This is a genomic window from Cupriavidus sp. L7L, assembly GCF_004353535.1.
GTDB lineage: Bacteria > Pseudomonadota > Gammaproteobacteria > Burkholderiales > Burkholderiaceae > Cupriavidus > Cupriavidus oxalaticus_A.
Genome location: NZ_SMNY01000024.1, coordinates 191,830 through 208,427 on the forward strand (window position 1 = coordinate 191,830; position 16,598 = coordinate 208,427).

The following is a 16,598-nucleotide window of genomic DNA, read 5'->3' on the forward strand; positions in this document are numbered from 1 at the left end:
CAGTGGCTGGACTGGCGCGCCGGATCCGGGGGTACCGGCAGGTCCGGGGCCGCCGCAACCGCTATTGTCGCAGATGCGGCGTGCCGGTCCGTCGGATCAGTGGCGCAGCGCCAGCCCGGCAACGGCCGCGCGCGCAGCCGCGCGCGCCATGCGGTCGGCATCGAGGATGGCGTCTAGCGTGTCCGCCGCGCCGGCCGGTGCCGCCTGGAGCACCTGAGCCACCAAACGCGAAATGTCCGTGAAGCGCACTTTTCCGCCCAGGAATGCTTCGACCGCCACCTCGTTGGCGGCATTGAGCACGGTCGGCGCCACGCCACCGGCGCGCAGCGCGTCGAAGGCCAGCCCCAGGCACGGGAAGCGCTGCAGGTCCGGCTTCTCGAAATGCAGCCCGCCGGCCAGCGTCAGGTCGAGCGGCGTCACGCCGGCATCGATGCGCTCGGGATAGGCGAGGCCGTAGGCGATCGGCGTGCGCATGTCCGGGTTGCCCAGCTGCGCCAGCACCGAGCCGTCGTGGTAGGCCACCATCGAATGCACGATGCTCTGCGGGTGGATCAGCACCTCGATGCGCTCGGCCGGCGCGCCGAACAGCCAGTGCGCCTCGATGACCTCGAGGCCCTTGTTCATCATGGTGGCCGAGTCGACCGAGATCTTGCGGCCCATGACCCAGTTCGGGTGGGCGCAGGCCTCGTCCGGCGAAATGTCATGCAGCGTGTCGGGATCGCGGGTGCGGAACGGCCCGCCCGACGCGGTCAGCAGCACCTTGGCCACGCCACGGCCGTAGCGCGGGTCGTCGGCAGGCAGGCACTGGAAGATGGCGTTGTGCTCGCTGTCGATCGGCAGCAGCGTGGCGCCATGCTCGCGCACCGCGTCCATGAAGATGCGGCCGGACATCACCAGCGCTTCCTTGTTGGCCAGCAGCACGCGCTTGCCGGCACGCGCAGCGGCCAGCGTCGGGCGCAGGCCGGCGGCGCCGACGATCGCGGCCATCACGGCGTCCGTCTGCGCGTCGGCGGCGACCGATTCCAGCTCGGCCTCGCCGTGGCTGACTTCGGTATCGACACCGGCATCGCGCAGCAGCGCCTGCAGCTCGCCGGCCGCCTCGGCACTGCCTACCACGGCGCGGGCCGGGCGGAACGCAATGCATTGCTCGGCCAGCTTGCGCACTTGCCGATGCGCCGTCAGCGCGTGCACGGTGTAGCGGTCGGGATGGCGGCGGACGACATCGAGCGTGCTTTCGCCGATCGAGCCGGTGGCGCCAAGGATGGTAATGCGCTGCATATCAGACCGCTTCAGAGAAGGCTTCAGAGAAAAATCAGCATCAGTGCCGCCAGCGGGAACACCGGCAGCAAGGCATCGATCCGGTCCAGCACGCCGCCATGGCCCGGCAGCAGCCGGCTGCTGTCCTTCATGCCGACCTGCCGCTTGAGCAGCGACTCGAACAGATCGCCGATCACGCTCGCCGCGACCAGCAGCGTGGTCAGCGCGGCCACGTAGCCCAGGCCGCCGCGGTCGCCCAGCACCGAGAACCACGTCGGCGCGAAGGCATGGGTGGCGGCCAGCGCCAGGCCGATGACGAGCGCCAGCAGCCAGCCGCCGATGGCGCCCTCCCAGGACTTGCCCGGGCTGATGGACGGTGCCAGCTTGCGCCGGCCGATGGCCTTGCCGGTGAAATAGGCGCCGATGTCGGCCGCCCACACCAGCACGGCCGCCGTCAGCAGCACGCCGATGCCGGCGCCGCGCAGGATCATCGTGGCATGGGCAAACGCGGGCAGCATGACCAGGCCCAGTATGGCCCCCAGCACGGCAAAGCCCGGCGTGGCGGTGCGCACGCCGCGCGCCAGCAAGACCAGCGCCACGCCCCAGCACACCACCGCCGCTTCCAGCAGCCAGGTGGTGGCGTGGCGCAGCGGCATGTCATGCCAGGTGATGGTGGCGATCAGGCAGGCCAGCGCATAGACATAGGGCCAGGGCCCGCGCAGTCCGATCAGGCGTCCGAATTCCCAGCCCGCCAGCAGCACGATCACCCCCAGCAGGCCCGCCAGGCCGGCCGGCGGCGCCAGGAACAGGATCGGAAGAATCAGCAGCAACAGGCACAGGGCGGTGATGACGCGGGTGAGGAGCATGCGCTGCGGTCCCGTGGTAGTTGTTGGAGTAGCCCGGATCGGCCAGGGTGTCAGGCGGTGCCCGATAGTCCCGGCGCAACCAGTTGCGCGCTGGTGCGGCCGAAACGGCGTTCGCGCTGGCGGTACGAGGCAAAGGCCTTGTCCAGCTCGGCGGCGTCGAAATCCGGCCAGTACACGTCGGTGAAATACAGCTCGGAATACGCGAGCTGCCACAACAGGAAATTGCTGATGCGCTGTTCGCCGCCGGTGCGGATGAACAGGTCGGGCTCCGGCGCATAGGCCATGGCCAGGTGCGGGGCGAGCATCGATTCGTCGATCGACTCCGGATCGAGCATCGGCGAGTGCGCCAGCATCTTGCGCATGGCCTGCAGCAGGTCCCAGCGGCCACCGTAGTTGGCGGCGATGGTCACGGTCAGGCCGGTGTTGCCTGCGGTGCGGGCCTCGGCGTCCTTGATCAGTTTCTGGATGCGCGGGCTGAAGCGGGCCAGATCGCCAACCACCCGCAGGCGGATGTTGTTGGCGTGCATCTTCACCACTTCGCGCCGCAGCGACATCATGAACAGCCGCATCAGGAACGACACCTCGTCTGCCGGCCGGCGCCAGTTCTCGGAACTGAACGCGAACAGCGTCAGGTACTGCACGCCGCGCGCGGCGCAGGCTTCCACCACCGCGCGCACAGCATCCAGCCCCCGGGAGTGCCCGGCAACGCGCGGCAGGTGCCGCTGGGTCGCCCAGCGGCCGTTGCCGTCCATGATGATGGCAACGTGACCGGGCACGTAGGAGGTATCGGGTACGGCGAGTGTTGAACTGATGTGCTGCATGATGGCAGACGGTCGCGGCAGCCCCGGCAAATGCCGGGACGGCGTCAGACCGTCATGATCTCCTTCTCTTTTTCGGCGACCATCTTGTCGATCTCGGCCACGTACTTGTCGGTCAGCTTCTGCACCTCGTCCTGGCCGCGGCGCTCGTCGTCCTCCGAGATGGCCTTGTCCTTGACCAGCTTCTTGAACTGCTCATTGGCATCGCGGCGCAGGTTGCGCACCGCAACCTTGGCACCCTCGGCCTCGCCCTTGACGACCTTGGTCAGCTCCTTGCGGCGCTCTTCGGTCAGCGCGGGCATCGGCACGCGGATCACGTCGCCCATGGTGGCCGGGTTCAGGCCCAGGTCGCAATCGCGGATGGCCTTCTCGACCGCACCCACCATCTTCTTTTCCCACGGCTGCACCGTGATCGTACGCGCATCGGCCAGGCCGACGCTGGCGACCTGGCTGATCGGCACCATCGAACCGTAGTAATCCACCTGAACGTGGTCGAGCAGGCCGGTGTGGGCACGGCCAGTGCGGATCTTCGCCAGATCGGCCTTGAAGGCTTCGATCGACTTCTGCATTTTCTGCTCGACGCTCTTCTTTGTGTCGGCGACGCTCATGTTAACCTCCGGAAATCAGCCAACCATGATCCCGCCGGGCGGGATCGAAAATGAATCATTCTACTCTTTGCCCGGCCAGACACCAGCGCCGTGGCGCGGCATCGGGGGGCGCCGGACTCAGACGTGGACCAGGGTACCCTCGTCTTCGCCCAGGATCACGCGCTTGAGCGCGCCCGGCTTGACGATCGAGAACACGCGGATCGGCAGCTTCTGGTCGCGGCACAGGGCGAAGGCGGTAGCGTCCATCACCTGCAGGTTCTTCGAGATGGCCTCGTCGAAGCTGATGGTGGTGTAGCGCGTGGCGCTCGGATCCTTCTTGGGGTCGGCGGTGTAGACGCCGTCCACCTTGGTCGCCTTGAGCACAACCTCGGCACCGATTTCCGAGCCGCGCAGCGCGGCGGCGGTATCAGTGGTGAAGAACGGGTTGCCGGTGCCGGCGGCGAAGATCACCACCTTGCCCTCTTCCAGCTGGCGAATCGCGCGCGGGCGGATGTACGGCTCGACCACCTGGTCCATGCGCAGCGCGGACTGTACGCGGCCTTCGATATTGGCGTGGCGCATCGCGTCCTGCAGGGCCAGCGCGTTCATCATGGTGGCCAGCATGCCCATGTAGTCGGCCGTGGCGCGATCCATGCCGGCCGCGCCGCCCGCGACACCGCGGAAGATATTGCCGCCGCCGATGACCACCGCGACCTGGACGCCGAGCTTCACGATCTCGGCAATGTCGTTCACCATCGCCTCGATGGTGGAGCGGTTGATGCCAAAGGCATCGTCGCCCATCAGGGCTTCACCGGACAGTTTCAGAAGGACGCGCTTGTAGGCTGGCATGTTTACCCTCGGGCAGGAGCAAGTCGCTCGTTTGGGACTGAACACAAATGAGACGATTGATTTTTTGACACCGGCGGCGCGGATCGCGCGCCACCGGCGGGAGAAAGCCGGTTTTCGGGGTCGCCCCGCCCTGGCGGCAGGCGACAGGAAGACGACCGCGAAAACTGACTGCTGCAGTCAACGTGCTGCAAAGTGCAATACGCATCACTGCGCTACTTATGCAGAGGGGCACCTTGCGGCGCCCCTGCGGCATTATAGGCGCCCGGACCGTCCCATAAGGGCCGGCCGGCGCGCCCCTGACATCAGCCCTTCTGGGCAGCGGCCACCTGGGCGGCCACTTCAGCGGCGAAGTCGTCCTGCTTCTTCTCGATGCCTTCGCCCACGACGTACAGGGTGAAGCCCTTCACGGTCGTGTTGGCAGCCTTGAGCATCTGCTCGACGGTCTGCTTGTCGTTCTTCACGAACGGCTGGTTGAACAGCGACACCTCCTTCAGGTACTTCTGCACCGAGCCCTCGACCATCTTGGCGGCGATCTCGGCCGGCTTGCCCGACTCGGCAGCCTTCTGCTCGGCGATGCTGCGCTCCTTGGCGATCAGGTCGGCGGGGACCTGCTCGGCCGACAGCGACACCGGCTTCATGGCGGCCACGTGCATGGCCACGTCCTTGGCGGCGGCTTCGTCGCCGTCGAACTCGACCATCACGCCGATACGGGTGCCGTGCAGGTACGAAACCAGCTTGCCGCCGTTGGCGTAACGGACAAAGCGGCGGATCGTCATGTTCTCGCCGATCTTGCCGATCAGGGCGGCACGGGTTGCTTCCACGCTCACGCCGTCGATTTCCAGCGCCGACAGCGCAGCCACGTCGGCCGGGTTCTGCTTGGCGATCAGCTCGGCAACCTTGGCCGTGAACGCCAGGAAGTCGTCGTTCTTGGAGACAAAATCGGTCTCGCAGTTCAGTTCGACCAGGGCGCCGGTGGTGCCGTCGATGAACGAACCGACCACGCCTTCAGCGGTCACGCGCGATGCGGCCTTGCTGGCCTTGTTGCCCAGCTTGACGCGCAGCAGCTCTTCGGCCTTGTTCAGGTCGCCGTCGGCCTCGGTCAGGGCCTTCTTGCATTCCATCATCGGCGCGTCGGTCTTCGCGCGCAGTTCTGCAACCATGCTTGCGGTAATTGCCGCCATTTGTCACTCCTTGAATGGTTCGCGCCGGGCCCCGGCAGTCGCCCGCGGCACCCGGTCGGTGGGTCTACAGCGCACCCGCGGCAGATATTGCCTGCGGCGGATGACAACAATTCAAATTCGAAAAAAGGGGGCGCCAGATGTGCCCCCTTTTTTTGCCCTGCTGCCGAAGTACCCCGGCTTGCGCCCTGCGCGCTGCCCGGCATGCCGGGCGGCAAGCGATGCTTGCTGTCTTATGTTGACGTGCGCGCTATCGGGTTCCTTTCAAACAGCGGGCCGGAGGCTATCAGCCTTCCTGCACTTCGACGAATTCGTCGTCGCCGCGGGCGGCTTCAACGACTTCCTGCACCGCGTTGGCACGGCCTTCCAGGATCGCGTCAGCCACGCCGCGCACGTACAGGGCCACAGCCTTGCTCGAGTCGTCGTTGCCCGGGATCACGTAGTCGATGCCGTCCGGCGAGTGGTTGGTATCGACCACGCCGATCACGGGGATGCCCAGCTTGTTGGCTTCGGTCACGGCAATCTTGTGGTAGCCGACGTCGACCACGAAGATGGCGTCAGGCACGCCGCCCATGTCCTTGATGCCGCCGATCGACTTTTCCAGCTTGATCATCTCGCGCTCGAACATCAGCGCTTCCTTCTTGCTCATGGTTTCCAGCGCGCCGGCTTCCTTGGCGGCTTCCATGTCCTTCAGGCGCTTGATCGAGGTCTTGACCGTCTTGAAGTTGGTCAGCATGCCGCCGAGCCAGCGGGCGTCGACGTAGGGCATGCCGGCGCGGCCTGCTTCTTCAGCCAGGATTTCGCGCGACTGGCGCTTGGTGCCCACGAAAAGGATGGTGCCGCGATTGGCTGCCAGCTGACGCACGTACTTCATGGCGTCCTGGAACATCGGCAACGTCTTTTCGAGGTTGATGATGTGGATCTTGTTGCGATGGCCGAAGATGAAGGGGGCCATCTTCGGGTTCCAGAAGCGGGTCTGGTGGCCGAAGTGGCAACCGGCTTCCAGCATTTCGCGCATGGTAACGGACATGTGATTCTCCAAAGGGTTAGGTCTGAAGCCCGCCCCGACATTCCTGAAAAGGAACACCCCGGATAGGCGGGCCAGCGATTTCCAAAAACGATTTCCAAGAAACCGTGCAGCAGATGCTGCAAAATACCGGCCTGGCGGATGCAATGTTGCGCCGCAACCAAGTCAGCCCGCTATTCTAGCAAGAAAAGCATCGGGCGCTCAAGCCGCCCGGATCGCAACCGCAGCACCCGCGTTGGAGAGGCGCTGTCCAAAAGCGCCTCGGCACAGGCTGCTATCAGGCTCCGATGGTGCGATAATCCGACATTGACCTTTCGAATTCGGCGCGGCCAGTGGCCCCGCCATCACTTTTGGCGACGCAGCATGAGCATTTACCTGAACACCGCCGAAGACATCGCCCAGATGCGCGTGGCTTGCCGCCTTGCCTCCGAAGTCCTCGACTACATCACGCCCTTCGTCCAGCCGGGCGTCACCACGGGCGAGCTGGACCGCCTGTGCCACGCCTACATGCGTGACGTGCAAGGCACCGTGCCGGCGCCACTGAACTATGCGCCCCCCGGCTACCCGCCCTTCCCCGGCGCGATCTGCACCTCGGTCAACGACGTGATCTGCCATGGCATTCCCGGCGAGCGCGTGCTCAAGAGCGGCGACGCGGTCAACCTGGACATCACCGTCATCACCAAGGAAGGCTACTACGGCGACACCAGCCGCATGTTCATCGCCGGCGAGGGCTCGATCCTGGCCAAGCGCCTGGCGCAGGTGACATACGAATGCATGTGGAAGGGCATCGCCCAGGTACGCCACGGCGCGCGCCTCGGCGACATCGGCCATGCCATCCAGGTGCACGCCGAAGCCGCCGGCTACAGCGTGGTGCGCGAATACTGCGGCCACGGCATCGGCAAGAACTTCCACGAAGACCCGCAGATCCTGCACTACGGCCGCGCCGGCACCGGCGCCGAGATCAAGGCCGGCATGATCTTCACCGTGGAGCCGATGATCAACGCCGGCAAGCGCGATATCCGCACCATGCCCGACCAGTGGACGGTCAAGACCCGCGACCGCAGCCTGTCGGCGCAGTGGGAGCACACCGTGCTGGTCACCGAGACCGGGTATGAAGTGCTGACGGTCTCCGCCGGCACACCGGCGCCGCCGGCCTTCATTACGGAATCCGTCGCGGCCTGAGGTCGCACACCAGCCAGGGCGCCTGAGCGGCGCCCTTATTTTTCCAGCCGTGCCCACGAACCACCCCGCCCTCTCCATGGACACCACGCCGGAACTTCTGCTGGCCACGCGCGTGCGCGAACAGCTCAAAGCCGACAAGCAGGTCCTGTTTGCCGACTTCAATACCAGCGCCAACGTCGGCACGCTGATCACGCGGCTGCGCCGCGCCGTCGACGCCGCGCTGGTAGAGGCGTGGCGCGGGCTGCAGATGCCCGCGGGTGCGGCGCTGGTGGCGGTGGGCGGCTACGGCCGCGGCGAGTTGCTGCCCTATTCGGACGTCGACGTGCTGCTGCTGCTGCCCGCCGATCCCGACCAGGACACCACCGGGCGGCTGGAGCGCTTTATCGGCCTGTGCTGGGACCTGGGGCTGGAAATCGGCTCGTCGGTACGCACCGTGGACGATTGCATCGGCGAGTCGCGCCAGGACATCACCATCCGGACCTCGCTGCTGGAGGCGCGGCTGGTGACCGGGAGCCGCAAGCTGTTCGAGTCGATGCGCACGCGCTACCTCGCCGACCTGGACCCGGCCGCCTTCTTCCAGGCCAAACTGCTGGAAATGCGCCAGCGCCACGCCAAGTACCAGGACACGCCCTACGCGCTCGAGCCCAACTGCAAGGAAAGCCCGGGCGGCCTGCGCGACCTGCAGGTGATCCTGTGGATGACCAAGGCCGCGGGCCTGGGCGACAGCTGGAAAGAACTGTTCGAGCGCGGCCTGCTGACGCAGCGCGAAGCGCAGGAACTGGCGCGCAACGAGCGCCTGCTCAAGACCATCCGCGCGCGCCTGCACCTGGTGGCGGGCCGGCGCCAGGACGTGCTGGTGTTCGACCTGCAGACCGCGCTGGCGGAATCCTTCGGCTACCGCCAGACCACCAACAAGCGCGCCAGCGAGCAGCTGATGCGGCGCTACTACTGGGCGGCGAAGGCAGTCACGCAGCTCAACAGCGTGCTGCTGCTGAACATCGAGGCGATGCTGTTCCCGAGCGAGTCGCAGGTCACGCGCGTGCTCAACGAACGCTTTGTGGAGCGCCAGGGCATGCTGGAGATCACCAGCGACGACGTGTATGAGCGCGATCCGCATGCGATCCTGGAAACCTTCCTGCTGTACCAGCGCACGCCCGGCGTGAAGGGCCTGTCGCCGCGCACGCTGCGCGGGCTGTACAACGCCCGCACCGTGATGACCGCAAGCTGGCGCAACGACCCGGAAAACCGCCGCCTGTTCCTGGCCATCATGCAGGAGCCGCAAGGCATCACTCACGCGCTGCGGCTGATGAACCAGACCAGTGTGCTGGGGCGCTACCTGATCAACTTCCGCCGCATCGTCGGGCAGATGCAGCACGACCTGTTCCACGTCTACACCGTGGACCAGCACATCCTGATGGTAGTGCGCAACATGCGCCGCTTCGCCATCGTCGAGCACACGCACGAGTTCCCGTTCTGCAGCCAGCTGATGGCGAGCTTCGACAAGCCGTGGATCCTGTGGGTGGCGGCGCTGTTCCATGACATCGCCAAGGGCCGCGGCGGCGACCATTCCAAGCTCGGCACGCAGGACGCGCGCCGCTTCTGCAAGCAGCATGGCATCGCGCGCGAAGATGCCGACCTGATCAGCTGGCTGGTCGAGCACCACCTGACCATGAGCCACGTGGCGCAGAAGCAGGACCTGACCGATCCGGAAGTGGTTCATGCCTTCGCGCGCGTGGTCGGCAGCGAACGCTACCTGACCGCGCTGTTCCTGCTGACGGTGGCCGATATCCGCGGCACCAGCCCCAAGGTCTGGAACGCGTGGAAGGGCAAGCTGCTGGAAGACCTGTACCGGATCACGCTGCGCGTGCTCGGCGGCGCCAGGGTCGATTCGCACTCGCTGTGGGCGCAGCGCAAGGAAGAAACCATCTCGACGCTGCGGCTCAAGGCGTTCGATCCCGAGCTCGGCAAGCGGCTGTGGGCGCAGCTCGACGTGGCCTTCTTCCTGCGCCACGATGCGCGCGATATCGCCTGGCTCACGCGCCACCTGTACGACAAGGTCGACAGCCCCGCACCCGTGGTGAAGGCACGCATCTCGCCTGCGGGCGAAGGCCTGCAGGTGGCTGTCTACGTGCAGGACCAGCCCGACCTGTTCGCGCGCATCTGCGGCTATTTCGAGCGCAAGGCGTTTTCGATCCAGGACGCCAAGATCCACACCACCCGGCACGGCTACGCGCTGGACACGTTCCAGGTCACGGACCCCGGCATGGCAGGAAATGACAACTACCGTGGCAACTACCGCGACATCATCGCGCTGGTGGAGCACGAGCTTTGCGAAAAGCTGCGCCAGCAGGACGCCCTGCCCGAGCCCACGCAGGGACGCCTGTCGCGCCAGTCGCGCAGCTTCCCGATCAAGCCGCGCGTGGACCTGCGCGCGGACGAGCGCGGCCAGTATTACCTGCTGTCGCTTTCCGCCAACGACCGCACCGGCCTGCTGTACGCCATCGCCCGCGTACTGGCACGGCATCGCGTGTCCGTGCATTCGGCACGCATCAACACCCTGGGCGAACGCGTCGAAGACGTGTTCCTGGTAGACGGCAGCCGCCTGGCCGCCGACAACCGATTGCAGATTCAGCTTGAACAGGACTTGCTCGCCGCCCTCGCAATCTGAGGCGGCGGACAGCATCAACGATATGACCGACAGCAATTCGCCGAAGCGCAAGACGCTAGGCATCAAGGCCGCAAGCAATACCGGCACGGCCGCGCGCAAGACCGGCAACCGCCCGGTGCGGGTTTCGGACCTGAACCGCAACCGCGTGCGGGCCGTGACCGAAGGCATCAAGCGTGCGCAGCAGAATGACGGCGGCAAGAGTGCCGGCCGCCGCGCGCCAGGCGAAGCGCAATCGGGCGGCGACGTGCGCAAGCCGCGTCCGCCGCGGCCCGCTGACGGCGAGCGCCAGGCACGGCCGCGCCGTGCCGAAGGCGAAGCGCGCCCGCCTCGACGTTTTGGCGACGACGACAATCGTCCGCGCCGCTACGGCGACGATCGTGGTGAGGCTCGTCCGCGCCGCTTCGAAGGCAATGAGTCGCGTCCGCCGCGGCGATTTGGCGACGACGACAAACGTCCACGCCGCTATGGCGACGATCGTGGCGAGGCGCGCCCGCGCCGCTTCGAAGGCAATGAATCGCGTCCGCCGCGGCGCTTCGGCGACGACGACAACCGTCCGCGCCGCTATGGCGACGATCGTGGCGAAGCGCGCCCGCGCCGCTTCGAAGGCAATGAATCGCGTCCGCCGCGGCGCTTCGGCGACGACGACAACCGTCCGCGCCGCTATGGCGACGATCGCGGCGAAGCCCGCCCGCGCCGCTTCGAAGGCAATGAATCGCGTCCGCCGCGGCGCTTCGGCGACGACGACAACCGTCCGCGCCGCTATGGCGACGATCGCGGCGAAGCCCGCCCGCGCCGCTTCGAAGGCAATGAGTCGCGTCCGCCGCGGCGCTTTGGCGATGACGACAACCGTCCGCGCCGCTATGGCGACGACCGCGGCGAAGCCCGCCCACGCCGCTTCGAAGGCAATGAGTCGCGTCCGCCGCGGCGCTTTGGCGATGACGACAACCGTCCGCGGCGCTACGGCGACGACGAAAACCGTCCCCGTCGCCCTGCCCCCACCGGCGAACGCCGCCGCGAAGGCTCGGCGCCGGCGCGCCGCTTCAGCGATGCCGCGGACCGCATCCGCACCGCCGGCACCTCCCGGCCGCAGGCACCGGCCCCGCGCCCGCAGCAGCCCGCCCGCGCCGATGCCGCGCCCGAGGCTACCCATGACGACGGCCTGGTGCGCCTGTCCAAGCGCATGTCCGAACTCGGCCTGTGCTCGCGCCGCGAAGCCGATGAATGGATTCCGCGCGGCTGGGTGCTGGTCGACGGCAAGCCGGTGACGGAGCTGGGCAGCCGTATCCGCCCGGATGCCGAGATCGAGATCCTGCAGGAAGCGCGCTCGGAACAGGGCGAGCGCGTCACCGTGCTGCTGCACAAGCCGGTGGGATACGTCTCCGGCCAGGCCGAGGACGGCTACGAGCCCGCCGCGGTGCTGTTCACCGCCGAGAACCAGTGGGAAGGCGACCCGTCGCGCAAGCGTTTCGCGCCGTGGCAACGCAAGAGCCTGGCGCCCGCCGGCCGCCTCGATATCGACTCAACCGGCCTGCTGGTGCTGACGCAGGATGGCCGCGTCGCGCGCGCGCTGATCGGCGAGGATTCGAACGTCGAGAAGGAGTACCTGGTGCGCGTGGTCTGGCACGGCCCGCAAGGTGCGGTCGAGCGCAATGTCAGCGAGGCATTCCCCGCCGACCAGCTCGAGCTGCTGCGCCACGGCCTGTCGCTGGACGGCGTGCTGCTCAAGCCGGCCAAGGTCAGCTGGCAGAACGAAGAACAGCTGCGCTTCGTGCTGCGCGAGGGCCGCAAGCGCCAGATCCGCCGGATGTGCGAGCAGGTCGGGCTGGAAGTGGTTGGCCTGAAGCGCGTGCGCATGGGCCGCGTGGTGCTGGGCGACCTGCCGCCGGGGAAGTGGCGGTTCCTGGGGCAGTTCGAGAAGTTCTGATGTGAAAAAAGCGGCCGCGATGGCCGCTTTTCTTGACAGACTTTGGCAAATTGCCACAGCCTCATGTCTGTACCGATTGCGTGCTCCCCTCTCCCGCTTGCGGGAGAGGGGAGCAAACCGGCAGCAGGCGATCACTCGTCGCTATTGGCCGGCAAATCCGGAAACAGGATCTCGGTAAACCCAAACCGCGAAAAATCCCGGATCCGCATCGGGTAAAGAATGCCCTGCAGGTGGTCGCACTCATGCTGCACCACGCGCGCATGGAAGCCCTCGGCAACCCGCTCGATCCGGTTGCCCATCAGGTCGTACCCGCTGTATTTCAGCCGCACATGCCGCGGCACCACCCCGCGCAGGCCGGGCACCGACAGGCACCCTTCCCAGCCGTCTTCCAGCTCGTCCGACAGCATCTCCAGCACAGGGTTCATCAGCACCGTCTTGGGCACCATCGGCGCATCCGGATAGCGCGGGTTGCGGTCGAAGCCGAAGATCACCACCTGCAGGTCCACGCCGATCTGCGGCGCGGCCAGCCCCGCGCCGTTGGCGTGGTCCATGGTGTCGAACATGTCTTCGATCAGCGTGCGCAGTTCGGGCGTATTGAAACGCTCGACCTTCCGCGCCACCTGCAGCAGGCGCGGATCGCCCATCTTGAGAATCTCGCGGATCATGGCTGTTTCCCCGGTCTAATCCTGCGCGGGCGCGGCGCCCGCTTCTGCCAGCAACGCGAGCATGCCGGCCTCGTCCAGCACCGGCACGCCCAGCGCCTCGGCCTTGTCCAGCTTGCTGCCGGCTTCGGCGCCAGCGACCACATAGTCGGTCTTCTTCGACACCGAGCCCGCCACCTTGGCGCCCGCGGCCTCTAGCAATTCCTTGGCGTCCTCGCGCGACATCGTCGGCAGCGTGCCGGTCAGCACGAAGGTCTTGCCCGACAGCGGCGCCGGCGTCCTGGCGGCCGGCTCGCTCTCCGGCCAGTGTACGCCTGCGGCGCGCAGTTGTTCGATGACCTCGACGTTATGCGGCTCGCCAAAGAAGTGCGCGATCGACTGCGCCACCACCGGGCCGACGTCGTTGACCTCGAGCAGCGCGGCTTCGTCGGCGGCCATCAGCCCGTCGAGCTTGCCGAAATGCCTGGCGAGATCCTTGGCGGTGGCCTCGCCCACGTGGCGGATGCCGAGCGCGAAGATAAAGCGGTTCAGCGTCGTCTCGCGCGACGCCTCGATCGCCGCGACGAGGTTGGTCGCCGACTTGTCGGCCATGCGCTCCAGCGCCGCCAGCTTGGCCACGCCAAGCTTGTACAGGTCGGCCGGCGTGCGCACGATGCCCTGGTCCACCAGCTGCTCGACCACCTTGTCGCCCAGCCCTTCGATATCCATGGCACGGCGCTGCGCAAAATGCAGCAGCGCCTGTTTGCGCTGTGCCGCGCAGATCAGGCCGCCGGTGCAGCGCGCGATCGCCTCGTCTTCCAGCCGCTCGATATGCGAACCGCACACCGGGCAGGCCGTCGGCATCACGAAGGCGCGCGCATCCGCCGGACGGCGCTCAACAACCACCGCCACCACCTCCGGGATCACGTCGCCGGCGCGGCGCACGATCACGGTGTCGCCGATATGGACATCCTTGCGGCGGATCTCGTCCTCGTTATGCAGCGTGGCATTGGTCACGGTCACGCCGCCGACGAACACCGGCTGCAGCCGCGCCACCGGCGTGATCGCGCCGGTACGGCCGACCTGCACCTCGATGTCCTCGACGATGGTGGTCATTTCCTGCGCCGGGAACTTGTGCGCCAGCGCAAAGCGCGGCGCGCGCGAGACAAAGCCCAGCCGGTCCTGCTCGGCCAGCGCGTTGACCTTGTAGACCACGCCGTCGATATCGTATGGCAGGTCATCACGGCGCTTGCCGATATCGCGGTAGAAACCGAGCAATCCCTGCACCCCCTTGACCACGGCGCGTTCCTTGCACACCGGCAGGCCCAGCGCATCGAAGCCGTCGAGCATGGCGCTGTGCGTGGGCGGGCGGTCCACGCCGTGCAGCTCGCCCAGGCCATAGGCGAAGAACGACAGCGGCCGCTTCGCGGTGATGCGCGGATCGAGCTGGCGCAGGCTGCCGGCAGCGGCGTTGCGCGGATTGACGAAGGTCTTTTCGCCGGCTTCCGCCTGGCGCGCGTTGAGCTTGTCGAAATCGCGGCGATACATGAAGACCTCGCCGCGCACTTCCAGTACCGCCGGCGCCTGGCCGCGCAGCTTCAGCGGGATCGCCTTGATGGTGCGCACGTTGACGGTCACGTCCTCGCCGGTCTCGCCGTCGCCGCGGGTGGCGGCCTGCACCAGCCGGCCGTCTTCATAGCGCAGCGACATGGCCAGCCCGTCGAACTTCAGCTCGCAGGAGTACTCCACCGCGTCAGCCGCGCTGAACAGGTCGGCCTCGCCCGCCGCGGGTGCGGTGCGGCCCAGGCCCTGCGCGCAGCGGCGGTCGAAGTTGAGCACGTCGTCGTCGGCGAACCCGTTGTTCAGCGACAGCATCGGCACGCGGTGGCGCACCGTGTCGAAGGCGGCCAGCGCCTCGCCGCCGACGCGCTGCGTGGGCGAATCCGGCGACTGCAGCTCGGGATGCTCCAGCTCGAGCGCCATCAGTTCGGCGAACAGCGCGTCGTACTCGGCATCCGGGATGGTGGGCGCGTCCAGCACGTAGTACTGGTAGCTGTGGCGGTTGAGCTCATCGTGCAGCCAGGCGACGCGCCTGGCTGCGGCTTCGGGCGGCAAGCCGCCGGCGGGCGCGGAGGCTTCAGCCTGCGCGCCGCGTGGTTTTGCGGTCATGGCAGGCTCCGGCTAGACGCTGAACAAGCGCAGCGCCACCGGCGAGCCGGCCGGCATGCCGCGCGCTTCCAGCTTCTGGTACAGCGTTTCCAGCTGGCTGAAGATGGCGATGAACGAGGCTTCGGTCAGCGGGCGCATATTGTCGTCGACCAGTTGCGCGCCCATGCGCTGGGCGAGCGTGTTGCCGTATTCGCAAACCGTCTTGAACGGCCTGGCGCCCTGGTCCGCCAGCGGCACGTCGAGCAGCAGCGTGATCTGGCGCCCGGACTTGACCGTCAAATCATCGCGCAGGAAGTTGGTGTCGCCGAACTGCAGCGTGAACAGCGGGCGCTGCACGCCTTCGGCATTGGCCTGATAGCGGATAAAGCGCGTGCCATCGCGCGACAGCACCAGCCCGTCCTGCGTGGCCACGTTCTGCACGTAGGCGGCCGACCACGGTGCGCCGTCGGAAATCACATTGACGCCCAGCTGCACGTCGCTGCCGGCGGCAAAGCCATCCAGTTCGCGCGCGTTGGCCACGGTCTCGCTCATGTCGGGCAGGTCGGCGGAGGCGTCGAGCGCCTCGGCCAGCGATTCCACCGCGGTGATGAACTCGGAGAACTCCAGCGCATTGAGCGGGCCGCTGCGGTTGGCCAGCTGCACGCCGACCTGCAGGTCTTCGTACTGGTGGCCGGCGGTGACCGGTTCCCAGGCATTGGCTTCGGCGCGCAGACCCTCGATATGGACCTGCTTGGTGCCGGCACGGCGCAGCCGGCCGGTCAGCGGCAGGATGCGGTCGCCGGAGGCCTTGCGCTCCAGGTGCAGCGGCACGATGCAGTCGATCAGCGGATCGACCACGGCCGGCGCGGGCTGGCCGTCGGGAACGGCGGCGAGCGGGGCCGGAACCGGGGCCGGGATCGGTGCCGGCGCTGGGGCGGGTACGGGCGCCGCAGCGGTTGCCGGCGCATCGGCCACAGCGGGGCCCGTCGCCGGGGCGGATTCGGCCTCGGCGTCGCCGGCCGCGGCGCCGGGCTCGGCCTGCACCACGCCGGCAGCCACCGCGACTTCCTCGGCCACGGCCTCGTCAGCATCGGCGGTGCTGGCCGCGGCCGCGGCCGCGGCGGCCACGTGGTTGGGCTGCGACGATGCTGCCGGCGTGCCCGGCGCCAGCGTCGGCTCGCGCCGCTGCACCGACTCGGCGTTGGCCTCGTGCAGCCGCGCCGCGGTCTCCGGGGCAGTGGCCTGGCCGACCACCGGCTCGCGCATCGGCGGCAGGTCGTCCTCGGGGCTCAGCTCGCGCGGACGGCGCGCCTTGCGGATCTGCCACTGGTTGTAGCCAAACAGCAGCACCAGGAATACCAAACCCGCGACGATCAGCGCGGTCTGCAGGTCCATGTTCAGCTTCATGCTGCAATCTCCAAAGCGCCCATGTTGGTCACAGCATTGTGGTCTC

Annotated in this window: 13 protein-coding genes; 3 read left to right on the forward strand and 10 right to left on the reverse strand. The window is 67.4% G+C overall.

The features are described from left to right. Window positions 1-96 precede the first annotated feature (96 nt). From ispC to rpsB, 7 genes are all read right to left on the reverse strand, one after another. Window positions 97-1,278 carry a 1-deoxy-D-xylulose-5-phosphate reductoisomerase gene (gene ispC / locus E1J61_RS23010; protein WP_133096304.1) on the reverse strand — a complete coding sequence of 394 codons (1,182 nt, stop codon included), beginning with the start codon at window positions 1,276-1,278 and terminating at the stop codon, window positions 97-99. Between the two features lie 23 nt (window positions 1,279-1,301). Beyond that, window positions 1,302-2,123 (reverse strand): phosphatidate cytidylyltransferase, encoded by an 822-nt coding sequence (locus E1J61_RS23015; protein ID WP_133096305.1) that lies wholly within the window; start codon window positions 2,121-2,123, stop codon window positions 1,302-1,304. A 50-nt stretch (window positions 2,124-2,173) separates the two neighbouring features. After that, window positions 2,174-2,944, reverse strand: coding sequence for an isoprenyl transferase (locus tag E1J61_RS23020; RefSeq protein ID WP_133096306.1), 771 nt, complete (start codon window positions 2,942-2,944; stop codon window positions 2,174-2,176). A 44-nt stretch (window positions 2,945-2,988) separates the two neighbouring features. After that, a complete protein-coding gene (gene frr / locus E1J61_RS23025; RefSeq protein ID WP_133096307.1) occupies window positions 2,989-3,549 on the reverse strand; it encodes a ribosome recycling factor in 561 nt (186 codons plus the stop codon). 117 nt (window positions 3,550-3,666) lie between these two features. Continuing rightward, the gene (pyrH, locus tag E1J61_RS23030) at window positions 3,667-4,377 is read right to left on the reverse strand and encodes a UMP kinase (RefSeq protein ID WP_063237869.1); all 711 of its coding nucleotides are present in this window, start codon (window positions 4,375-4,377) and stop codon (window positions 3,667-3,669) included. Window positions 4,378-4,679: 302 nt separating this feature from the next. Further along, on the reverse strand, window positions 4,680-5,558 hold the full coding sequence (gene tsf / locus E1J61_RS23035) for a translation elongation factor Ts (RefSeq protein WP_133096308.1): 879 nt from the start codon (window positions 5,556-5,558) through the stop codon (window positions 4,680-4,682). A 283-nt stretch (window positions 5,559-5,841) separates the two neighbouring features. Then, entirely contained in the window at window positions 5,842-6,585 is a 744-nt protein-coding gene (rpsB, locus tag E1J61_RS23040) for a 30S ribosomal protein S2 (RefSeq protein ID WP_029045850.1), read from the reverse strand. A 360-nt stretch (window positions 6,586-6,945) separates the two neighbouring features. Between rpsB and map the strand changes: the two genes are divergently transcribed. The 3 genes from map to E1J61_RS23055 all read left to right on the forward strand — a co-directional run bounded on the left by map (window position 6,946) and on the right by E1J61_RS23055 (window position 12,356). Further along, a complete protein-coding gene (gene map / locus E1J61_RS23045; protein ID WP_133096309.1) occupies window positions 6,946-7,764 on the forward strand; it encodes a type I methionyl aminopeptidase in 819 nt (272 codons plus the stop codon). A 76-nt stretch (window positions 7,765-7,840) separates the two neighbouring features. After that, window positions 7,841-10,432, forward strand: coding sequence for a [protein-PII] uridylyltransferase (locus E1J61_RS23050; protein ID WP_133096310.1), 2,592 nt, complete (start codon window positions 7,841-7,843; stop codon window positions 10,430-10,432). Window positions 10,433-10,454: 22 nt separating this feature from the next. Next, a complete protein-coding gene (locus tag E1J61_RS23055) occupies window positions 10,455-12,356 on the forward strand; it encodes a pseudouridine synthase (protein WP_133096311.1) in 1,902 nt (633 codons plus the stop codon). A gap of 131 nt (window positions 12,357-12,487) precedes the next feature. Here E1J61_RS23055 and def read toward each other — a convergent pair whose 3' ends face one another. The 3 genes from def to E1J61_RS23070 are packed head-to-tail and all read right to left on the reverse strand — an operon-like array spanning window position 12,488 to window position 16,552. Further along, window positions 12,488-13,021, reverse strand: coding sequence for a peptide deformylase (def, locus tag E1J61_RS23060; protein WP_133096312.1), 534 nt, complete (start codon window positions 13,019-13,021; stop codon window positions 12,488-12,490). A 15-nt stretch (window positions 13,022-13,036) separates the two neighbouring features. Beyond that, window positions 13,037-15,166 (reverse strand): NAD-dependent DNA ligase LigA, encoded by a 2,130-nt coding sequence (gene ligA, locus E1J61_RS23065; RefSeq protein ID WP_133096313.1) that lies wholly within the window; start codon window positions 15,164-15,166, stop codon window positions 13,037-13,039. A 12-nt stretch (window positions 15,167-15,178) separates the two neighbouring features. Continuing rightward, the gene (locus tag E1J61_RS23070; RefSeq protein ID WP_133096314.1) at window positions 15,179-16,552 is read right to left on the reverse strand and encodes a cell division protein ZipA C-terminal FtsZ-binding domain-containing protein; all 1,374 of its coding nucleotides are present in this window, start codon (window positions 16,550-16,552) and stop codon (window positions 15,179-15,181) included. Between the last annotated feature and the right edge of the window lie 46 nt (window positions 16,553-16,598).

Excerpts from the sequence above, each read along its gene's own strand:
- frr (WP_133096307.1), bottom strand. The coding sequence starts at position 3,549 with ATGAGCGTCGCCGACACAAAGAAGAGCGTCGAGCAGAAAATGCAGAAG.
- pyrH (WP_063237869.1), bottom strand. The coding sequence starts at position 4,377 with ATGCCAGCCTACAAGCGCGTCCTTCTGAAACTGTCCGGTGAAGCCCTG.
- def (WP_133096312.1), bottom strand. The coding sequence starts at position 13,021 with ATGATCCGCGAGATTCTCAAGATGGGCGATCCGCGCCTGCTGCAGGTG.
- ligA (WP_133096313.1), bottom strand. The coding sequence starts at position 15,166 with ATGACCGCAAAACCACGCGGCGCGCAGGCTGAAGCCTCCGCGCCCGCC.
- ispC (WP_133096304.1), bottom strand. The coding sequence starts at position 1,278 with ATGCAGCGCATTACCATCCTTGGCGCCACCGGCTCGATCGGCGAAAGC.
- tsf (WP_133096308.1), bottom strand. The coding sequence starts at position 5,558 with ATGGCGGCAATTACCGCAAGCATGGTTGCAGAACTGCGCGCGAAGACC.
- E1J61_RS23070 (WP_133096314.1), bottom strand. The coding sequence starts at position 16,552 with ATGAAGCTGAACATGGACCTGCAGACCGCGCTGATCGTCGCGGGTTTG.
- E1J61_RS23055 (WP_133096311.1), top strand. The coding sequence starts at position 10,455 with ATGACCGACAGCAATTCGCCGAAGCGCAAGACGCTAGGCATCAAGGCC.
- E1J61_RS23020 (WP_133096306.1), bottom strand. The coding sequence starts at position 2,944 with ATGCAGCACATCAGTTCAACACTCGCCGTACCCGATACCTCCTACGTG.
- E1J61_RS23015 (WP_133096305.1), bottom strand. The coding sequence starts at position 2,123 with ATGCTCCTCACCCGCGTCATCACCGCCCTGTGCCTGTTGCTGCTGATT.
- rpsB (WP_029045850.1), bottom strand. The coding sequence starts at position 6,585 with ATGTCCGTTACCATGCGCGAAATGCTGGAAGCCGGTTGCCACTTCGGC.
- map (WP_133096309.1), top strand. The coding sequence starts at position 6,946 with ATGAGCATTTACCTGAACACCGCCGAAGACATCGCCCAGATGCGCGTG.
- E1J61_RS23050 (WP_133096310.1), top strand. The coding sequence starts at position 7,841 with ATGGACACCACGCCGGAACTTCTGCTGGCCACGCGCGTGCGCGAACAG.